Source organism: Acinetobacter sp. YH12095, from assembly GCF_013419245.1.
Classification (GTDB): Bacteria; Pseudomonadota; Gammaproteobacteria; order Pseudomonadales; family Moraxellaceae; genus Acinetobacter; species Acinetobacter towneri.
The window spans coordinates 1-9,027 of the sequence record NZ_VPAL01000028.1 but is presented as its reverse complement, the minus strand read 5'-3'; the positions used below and the strand labels follow the sequence as shown (position 1 = coordinate 9,027).

7 protein-coding genes and 2 pseudogenes are annotated in these 9,027 nt (G+C 38.1%); 5 read left to right on the top strand and 4 right to left on the bottom strand.

Annotated features, from left to right (window positions below; all coding sequences use genetic code 11):
* The 3 genes and pseudogenes from FTU35_RS13555 to FTU35_RS12750 form a co-directional block, all read right to left on the bottom strand.
* Positions 1–66: pseudogene (locus FTU35_RS13555) on the bottom strand (helix-turn-helix domain-containing protein); the annotation flags it as partial.
* A 58-nt stretch (positions 67–124) separates the two neighbouring features.
* Positions 125–937, bottom strand: a complete 813-nt coding sequence (locus FTU35_RS12755; protein WP_373686824.1) for a PD-(D/E)XK nuclease family protein — start codon at positions 935–937, stop codon at positions 125–127.
* A gap of 114 nt (positions 938–1,051) precedes the next feature.
* Positions 1,052–2,755, bottom strand: a complete 1,704-nt coding sequence (locus FTU35_RS12750; RefSeq protein ID WP_004972995.1) for a M61 family metallopeptidase — start codon at positions 2,753–2,755, stop codon at positions 1,052–1,054.
* A 204-nt stretch (positions 2,756–2,959) separates the two neighbouring features.
* On the opposite strand from FTU35_RS12750, the gene FTU35_RS12745 reads away from it, so the two are divergent.
* The 3 genes from FTU35_RS12745 to FTU35_RS12735 all read left to right on the top strand — a co-directional run bounded on the left by FTU35_RS12745 (position 2,960) and on the right by FTU35_RS12735 (position 6,731).
* On the top strand, positions 2,960–4,270 hold the full coding sequence (locus tag FTU35_RS12745) for a D-alanyl-D-alanine carboxypeptidase family protein (protein WP_180005702.1): 1,311 nt from the start codon (positions 2,960–2,962) through the stop codon (positions 4,268–4,270).
* 282 nt (positions 4,271–4,552) lie between these two features.
* Positions 4,553–5,035, top strand: coding sequence for a peptidylprolyl isomerase (gene slyD, locus FTU35_RS12740; RefSeq protein WP_131261771.1), 483 nt, complete (start codon positions 4,553–4,555; stop codon positions 5,033–5,035).
* A gap of 253 nt (positions 5,036–5,288) precedes the next feature.
* Entirely contained in the window at positions 5,289–6,731 is a 1,443-nt protein-coding gene (locus FTU35_RS12735) for a deoxyribodipyrimidine photo-lyase (protein ID WP_180064784.1), read from the top strand.
* 82 nt (positions 6,732–6,813) lie between these two features.
* Here FTU35_RS12735 and yaaA read toward each other — a convergent pair whose 3' ends face one another.
* Complete coding sequence (gene yaaA, locus FTU35_RS12730; RefSeq protein ID WP_179990676.1) at positions 6,814–7,593, bottom strand: peroxide stress protein YaaA; 780 nt, start codon at positions 7,591–7,593, stop codon at positions 6,814–6,816.
* Between the two features lie 450 nt (positions 7,594–8,043).
* Here yaaA and FTU35_RS12725 point away from each other — a divergent pair.
* Positions 8,044–8,789: pseudogene (locus tag FTU35_RS12725) on the top strand (IS5 family transposase).
* 130 nt (positions 8,790–8,919) lie between these two features.
* The coding region (locus tag FTU35_RS12720; RefSeq protein ID WP_178319009.1) for a helix-turn-helix domain-containing protein at positions 8,920–9,027 on the top strand (108 nt) is incomplete at its 3' end.

Here is a 9,027-nt window from a genome sequence, read left to right as displayed (position 1 = left end):
CTTGGCCAGAAAAATGAGTCGTTCTCGCTGTTCTAAACTAAGTGGTACAGAAACAATTCGAGGCATGTGTGAACATCTGTTAACTAAAAAAACTTTTTTCGCATGATTAGTTATTTTTGTCAACTTAAGTTTTATTACTGTTATAAGGTAACAATAACTTCTCTTGCTCGATAAGTTCACGTAAAATATTACCAATTTCACTTGTATCATTTGGCGTACTATATTTAAAAACTAAATCGAAAGCAGACTTATATCTCTTATAGAGTTTTTTTGCGATATCTTCAATTTCTTTATTTTCATTCAACATAGATTTTAACGTCTGTAAATATTGCTCAAGAACAAATTTGGTTTTTTCAGCCAAATTAGCTGATTGTTTTAGGATTTTTTGTTCAATCAGCTTACTAATATGACCATAATTTAACTGAACATAATGTTTTGAATCCTGATCATTAATATTTTGATCTTCCAAAGACAAATAAATATAAATCTTATGTTTATAATCAGGATAACTTGTTTCAATAATATTTCTATATTTTCTAAGCTGACCTTTTCCTTCTCCAGAGTATATTTTATTTTCAATCATCATACAAAATTCATTCTTTTTAGATAAAAACAATAAATCTATATTTTGCATTTCCCTATGAATTACGAGGTCATCAAAATCTAAGTGAACAAAATCAAAAACAGATAAACCTGACTTATTACCTAAATTTTGAAATTCATTTTCTTTAAAATATAATTTTATAAACTCTTTTAATACAAAATCTCCTAATTTATGAGTTTCTGCAGGATCAAACAGCCATGCTAAAAAATTTGAATGCTGTAATTCTCTGTGTGAAACTCTTAAAATTTCCATAAGATTGACTTCTTCATTTACTAAATTCTGCAAACTATTGAAGTCATCATCTAATATCAGCTCTTTTAACTGATATTCCACCTCATTTCTCATAACTTAAGCCTTGGTCCCTCTTAAGCATTACACTTAGTTACTTTCTTAATATTTTTATTAAAAGTAAACCGATGCAAAAGCATCGGTTTACATTTTTTATGATCAACCTTTTAACCACTGTTCTACTTTTGCCTGATCTGTAACGCTTAATGCCACTTCTGGCAATTCAATCTGCGCAGCATTCAGTTCAAAAGTCATCAACTCATCACGGCGGAATGCATGAACAGTATAAGCTGCATCCTGTTTGGCATATTGCTCAAGTGATTTTACAGATGCCTTTAAGCCATCAATCGCAACAATCACATCAAGCGCAGAAAGTCCTGCTTTTGCCGCAGCACCTTCACGATGGGCAGCTTGTACCAACACCCCTTCAGGTTTATCTGCCAATTTTAAACCAAACGGCAAAGACTTATCCTGTTTTAGCTGATAATCAACGCCAAATTCAGGCAATAACTGATCGAGCGGCAATTCATCAGTCGTGTTAATTAAATGATGGATTTGCTCCGACCAATCATCTCCTGTCAATTCTTTACATAATTCAAAGATAGTGCGCTCATGCACTTGAATGCCCTGTTGCGCATTAGCGTACAATTTCTGCATTAAGGCATCTAAGCTTGAACCACGCAAACGCAAGCCCAAATCTAAACATAAAGCCACCAAACAGCCTTTGTTATAGTAGCTGGTTCCTGCATTGTTCGAGTTTTCATCTTGACGATAGAACTTGACCCAAGCATCAAAACTAGATTCTGCTACCGTTTGAATCGCACGACCCGGATTTTGCAAATAACGATCAATTTGTGCTTTGAGCAACTCCAAATAAGCCGCCAGATCAATTACACCACTACGCAGCAATAACAAATCATCGTAATAAGACGTAAAGCCTTCAAAAATCCATAACAGCGATGTATAACCTTCCTGATTCAGATCATAATTCACAAAGCTTTCAGGACGAATGAATTTCACCAACCAACTATGAAAATACTCATGGCTGCACAGACCTAAAAAGCGCTGATAATCTTTAGAAGGTTGTTCAGGTTCGTTAGCTTTCGGCAAATCATCACGAGGTGTAATTAAACTGGTACTGTTTGGATGCTCTAAACCGCCATAGCTATTGCCTGTTGCCATGGTCATAAAGGTATAGTTTTCAAATGGCGCAGAACCAAACATGGTAATTTGTGTAGCACAAATTTTTTCAATATCTTGCTGCATACGCGCAGCGTTCATTGCATGTTTGCCCGAAACCACAAATTCGTGTGGAATATCTGCTGCGGTAAAACTAAAACGGGTTTGTTCTGCCAATTCAAACGGTGCATCAATCAGTTCGGCATAGTTTTTGGCTTTTAAGGTATAACGCCCTTTCACCAAACTTTTTGCTGCCAAACCTGTCGCAAGCTGAAAATGCTTCAGCTCGTCTGGTAAAAATAATTCAACTTCAATAGCTTTATCTTCTTGCCCATCTAAGCCCAAACAGGCACAGGCAGGATTGACGTATAAACGGGTTTGATCGACATAAGCGCCACGCACTGACAAATCATAAGCGTAGACATCATATTCCACCGTAATCAATTCATGATCGATATTAAATAAGCGCCATTTATTCTTTTCAAATTTCTGAATTTTAAGGATACGCCCCGCTTCATCATAAGCACGTACCGACTCAAGATGTTTGGAAAATTCACGAATTAAATAGCTGCCTGGAATCCAAGTGGGTAGAGATAAAACCTGAGTAGGATTAGCCAAAAAACGCACGGTGACATGAATAAGATGCTGACGATAATCGTCAAATTCGATTTGATAATGCAACATAATGGGCAATACAAAATGTATAAATAAGAACTTGGCAACAAGCTTAACATTTTTTTAGCAATTGATGCGTCAAGATGAGATTTGTCTGCATTTATGGGTAGCCATCTGAGCAAAAAAGGCATAGCATTCCCTAGTCAATTGTTATTGTTTTTGCTGCTTAAAACCATTGTGACACCAATGGATTGGTGTAAATAAGGAACTTCTTTGAAACGTGTTATCTATCTGATTGCGGCGCTCTGCTGGCTCTGCAGCGCAATCACGCATGCCGCATTATTGAATATTCAAGCTGAAAGTGTCGAAGCCGAAGCATGGGCAATTTTAGACCCACAATCTGGGCAAGTGATTGCAGAACACAATAGTCACGTACAACGTGCACCTGCTTCACTCACTAAAATGATGGTGGCCTATATTGTGCTGAAAGATATTCAGGCAGGTAAATTAGACCGACATGAAATTTTGACCGCAACACCTGTGGTAGAACAAGTGATGTGGGATGAATCACAAATGTATCTAAAAGCAGGTGAGCAGATTTCGGTAGATCAATTATTGGCAGGCTTAATTATTATGTCTGCTAACGATGCTGCACTCACTTTAGGTGAACGTGTTGCAGGTGGTGTGCCGCAGTTTATTGCCCGAATGAATCAGGAAGCGCAAGCTTTGGGTATGCAAGACACACATTTTCAGAATCCGTCTGGTGTGACCATGCCAAACCATTATTCTTCTGCGGCAGATATGGCACGTTTGGCACAAGCGATTGTGACTGAAACACCCGATTATTTGGCTTATTCAAAACAGACCAGTTTTACCTATAATCAGCACTTTCACCGTGCGACCAATATTTTATTAAAACAAGACCCAAGTGTAGATGGATTAAAAACAGGCTTCACCAAAGCTGCAGGCTACAACCTTGCCCTAACCGCAAACCGCCCAACACTGGACAGTGATGCACCTGAACGTCGTTTGGTGGTGGTGGTGATGGGAACCAAGAGTGCGCAAAAACGCGCTGAGGTGGCACATCAATTATTAAATTTAGCCTATAGCTATACCCGTAATGAAGTCGCGATTAAACCCAAACAAATGATTGCAGAATTGCCTGTGGTGAAATCGACTTTACGCATGTTTAAGATTGAAAGCAGTCAGCCAAAGTTTGTAACGACATCACTGTATGAACAGCCACATGCAATTAACTTGGCGCAGTTTGATCAAAGCACTCAACGTCTACAACTTACGAATGCACAAGGTGGATTAGAAACACTTGAACCTGCACAGCGTACACAAACGCATGTCAATATTGAGTTGTCTGAAAAGTTACTGACTGCGCCATTGGCACAGGTCATGAAACTGGCAACCGTACACGTTTATCAAAATAATCAATTGATTAATAGCTTTGCGATTGAAGAACAAGTCAACATTGTTGAAGCCAATATTTTTGAAAGAATTATGATGTGGTTTGGCAGTTTGTTTAATTTCTTTAGCCATCAACCTGTAGAAGATGAGCAAACTTCACTTGGTTAGAAGCCGATGATCCTCAAGATTTAACGATCACCAAGATGGGCAATGTCCCATCTTTTTTATTGTCATCTACACATCATACAAAGGGGTTAAAATGAGCCTGCAATAAAATCTGCAAATTTATATGTATGACGCATAAATTTGCATTGAAATTATAAAAATTGCCCCGATTAACTAAAAAATGTCATAAAAACTCGGAAAAGTGAAGAATTTGCAGAAATGTCTATAACAAATTCCACGTTTCACTTTATGATGTACCCTTAAAAAATTGAATGGATCAATAACATGACTGCTATTGCAAATGACCTCGTGGTTTCTTTCCACTACACATTGACTAACGCAGAGGGTGAAACTCTCGACAAATCTCAAGGTGAACCACTTGCCTATTTGCATGGTGCAGGTAACATCATCCCTGGTTTAGAAAAAGCGTTAGAAGGTAAAACAGTAGGCGAAAAGTTCACTGTAAACGTACCTGCAGCTGAAGGTTATGGCGAATACAACCCAGACTTAGTACAAGAAGTTCCTGTACAAATGTTCCAAGGTGTAGACAACATCCAAGCAGGCATGCAGTTCCAAGCGCAAACTGATGATGGCGTTCAAATCGTAACTGTAAAAGCAGTTGAAGGTGACAACGTAATTGTTGATGCAAACTTCCCACTTGCTGGTCAAGATTTAACGTTTGAAGTAGAAATCGTTGAAATCCGTGAAGCTTCTCAAGAAGAATTAGATCACGGTCACGTACACGGTGCGGGTGGTCATCACCACTAAGATCAGTATTGATCGAAGCAAAAGGCAAAGTATTTTTACTTTGCTTTTTTGTTTGCCATTCTAAAATTTAGGATAAGCACATTACTGAAAGATCCTTTCAGGCAGGCTATTGCGGAAAGATCGTTACAGGAAAAATCAACACAGCACATTGTTGTTTTATTGGTCAAATAAATCCTTCACATTTAAGACAATGCGACCCAGCCATGCTTATAATGAAATCACTTTTCCAGCGCTCACCTCAAGCATTCTTCCCATGCAAAGCTATAATTTAGTTTGGTTCCGACAAGATTTAAGAATTTCAGATCACACCGCGCTTTGGCATGCTAGCCAAGTAGGAGCTTGTATTGGCGTAGTGATTCTTTCGCCTCAGCAATATCGTTTGCATCACGATGCGCCCATTAAAATTGACTTTTATTTGCGTCAACTAAATGCACTAAAAGACGAACTCGCACAACTCAATATCCCACTGATTGTTCAAATTACACCATCTTGGACTGACATTGCACAAATGCTGCTCCAACTATGCCAAACATTAAAAGACTCACATCCGATTCAAAATATTTATGCCAATATTGAATTAGGAGTGAATGAACTAAAACGTGATCTTGAAGTTCAACAAACCTTAAACCAACACGGTCAGGACTTGATTTTGTACCATGACCGTACGCTTTTTCCTGTGGGTACGGTGCGCAATCAGAGCATGAAACCTTATCAGGTATTCAGTGCATTTAAAAAGTATGCCTATCAACAGTTGAGTGTCAGTATTCCGCGTTGCTTTCCTCTGCCACAAGCTCAAACGTCGATTCAACTTCCTGAACAATATCTCTCTACTGTACCAAGTTTAGAACACTTAGGTTTCGACCCACTTCCAACGGCACAACAAAATTTATGGGCAGTCACGGAACAACATGCACAGCAATTGTTGGATGATTTTACGCGTGAACAAATGCAAGATTATCAGCAACAGCGTGATTTTCCAGCGTTGTCTGGTACCAGCCAATTATCTGCGTATTTAAACTGTGGCATTCTCTCCATTCGGCAATGTCTGGCTGCGGTTTTTGCGCATTCACAAGGACATTTTCATCTTGAAAATACAGGGCAACAAACTTGGTTAGATGAATTACTGTGGCGTGAGTTTTATCAACATATTTTGTTTGATTATCCCAAAGTTTCAAAGCACCGCCCTTTTAAAGATCAGACCGCACAGGTGGCATGGCGAAATGATCCTGCAGGTTTAGCAGCATGGCAACAAGGAAAAACAGGCATCCCCATTGTGGATGCAGGCATGCAACAACTTTTGCAAACGGGCTGGATGCATAATCGAGTCAGAATGATTTGCGCAATGTTTCTGTGCAAAAACCTGTTAATTGACTGGCGCTTGGGCGAACAGTGGTTTATGCAACATTTAATTGATGGTGATTTGGCTGCCAATAACGGTGGCTGGCAATGGTGTGCCTCGACTGGTACAGATGCAGTGCCCTATTTTAGGATTTTCAACCCTGTGAGCCAATCACAAAAGTTTGACCCCAATGGTGATTATATTCGCACATGGCTACCTAAACTGGCTCATTTAGATGCCAAAAATATTCATGAACCATATGCGAAAAATCCAAATCTAAAACTGGATTATCCGCATCCAATTGTAGATTTAAAACTTAGCCGATTACGTGCCATAGAAGCCTTTAAACAGCTTTAAGAGTACAAACAGGAGATTGGTCAGTCTCGCCCCCATCTGCCATAGGTTAGCATGATGGGAGATTCAACGATTAAACCGACAGTTAGGCGGCTTGCTCGTCACGTTTAAAGACCAATTCGCCTTTTAAAGAACTGTCTGCATCGAAATAATAACCTTCACTATTGAATGCTTTTAAGTCTTCTGCGCGTTCTAATTTATTCTCGATGATAAAACGTGCCATCAAACCACGGGCTTTTTTGGCATAAAAACTGATGACTTTATATTTACCATTTTTCTGATCTAAAAATACAGGTTTAATAATTTCAGCCTGAATTTTTGCTTCCTGCACCGACTTATAATATTCATCGGAAGCTAGATTAACTAATAATGCCGACTGGTTATGTTTTAAATCTTGGTTAATTAAATTGGTGATGATATCGCCCCAGAAACGATACAAATTTTCACCGCGCGCATTATGCAACTTAGTGCCCATTTCCAAACGATACGGCATCATTAAATCCAATGGACGCAATAAGCCATATAAGCCAGAAAGCATGCGCAAGTGTTGTTGAGCAAACTCAATCTCTGCAGCAGATAAACTATAAGCATCTAAGCCTGTGTACACATCACCTTTAAAGGCAAACATGGCCTGACGTGCATTGGCAAGATCAAACTCTGCTTGCCAGTCACGAAAACGCTCGACATTCAAAGTGGCAATTTTTTCACTGACACTCATTAAACTGGCAATTTCTGTAGCAGAAAGTTTACGTGCTACATCAATTAACTCTTGTGAATGTTGAAGTAATCTAGGTTGAGTATATTCATCGCTTGGTAATGCAGTTTCATAATCTAAAGTCTTGGCTGGAGAAATTAAAGCGAGCATAAACCACCTAAATAAAAAATACTGCGCTCACTATAGCAGCAGCTTTCAACAAACTCCAATGCGTGTTTTTGTTTAACCCTATCGGAAAAACACGTTGCGTTGTATTGCTAGAAGATGATCTCTTAGATCAATCCAACGTGGAGGCTGAGGTGCTTTTATTTCAGTGTCTGCTTTAAAAAAACATTGATTCACTCTGATCAGTTGAGCTTATTTTTTTTATAGTACTTGCAACATTTCTCTAGGCAATAAAAAACCCACTTAACTCTCCCAAATTAAGCGGGTTAAATAAAAATTATTTTGTTGTATTGTTCTTGCTGCTTAATATACGGTTGCGATGTGTCATTTAGATGACATTTCAATTAAAAAATGAATAGGATCTGTTGACATTTGCTGTATAAAAAAATAGCGAGATAGTAAAATTCAATCGCCAAACCAAATTCACTACTCGCTATACCTCGTACAATGTTGAATGATCAACACTGGTCTAAGTTAAAAGCTATTCTCGCAATTTTAATATTTATCTCAAATCAAATTTGAGAAATTTTTTTGAGGCAATCCTATATCGTATTAGAACAGGATGCCCTTCGAGAGATTTACCCGAGGTTTTTGGTAATCCAAACTCAATTTTTAAAAAGTACAATCGCTGGTCTAATAAAGATAAGATAATGAAAATATTTAAAATATTCTCAGAGAACGCTGATCGTGAATGGATATTTATTGATGCTACTCATGTTAGAGCACACCAACATTCATCAGAAATCCCTAATCAGGATATTTCAAAAAGTGTTGGGGGTAATAATTCTAAAATTCACTTAGCTGTTGACTCTCACGGTAACCCGATCGAATTTATTATTTCAGATGGAACCACCCATGATGTCAAAGTTGCCCCTATTTTAGTCGAACAATTAGATTTAACTGACACTGAAATAGTCTGTATGGATAAAGGCTATGATTCTGAAATATTAAGAGAGCAGATTAAAAATTAAAGTGCTAAAGCGAATATACCGAAGAAATCAAACACGAAATCAAGTAATGATCATATGGACTGGTATTTATATAAAATCAGACACTTAGTTGAGAATGCTTTTTGCCGTTTGAAGCAATTCCGAGGAATTGCTACACGGTTTGATAAACTAAAGCGAAACTTTCGAAGCGCAGTTGCCTTAGCTTGTATTTATCTGTGGCTGCCTTTATGAAATGTCAACAGACCCTATTTTTAATTCGCAGATTCAAATCTCAAGTGCAACACATTTGTAGTTAGTTGAAAAAGTTAGGTGTATTCATAGAATCATTAGACTTTTTCAACCCGCAATTGGAAAGCACACAATGAAGAAATACACCCAACTTTCTCAAGATGAAAGATACGAAATTTATGCTACTTTGAAAAGTAAAAGTTCAATCGCTACCCTTGCTCGGGAGTTAGGACGTTCACGA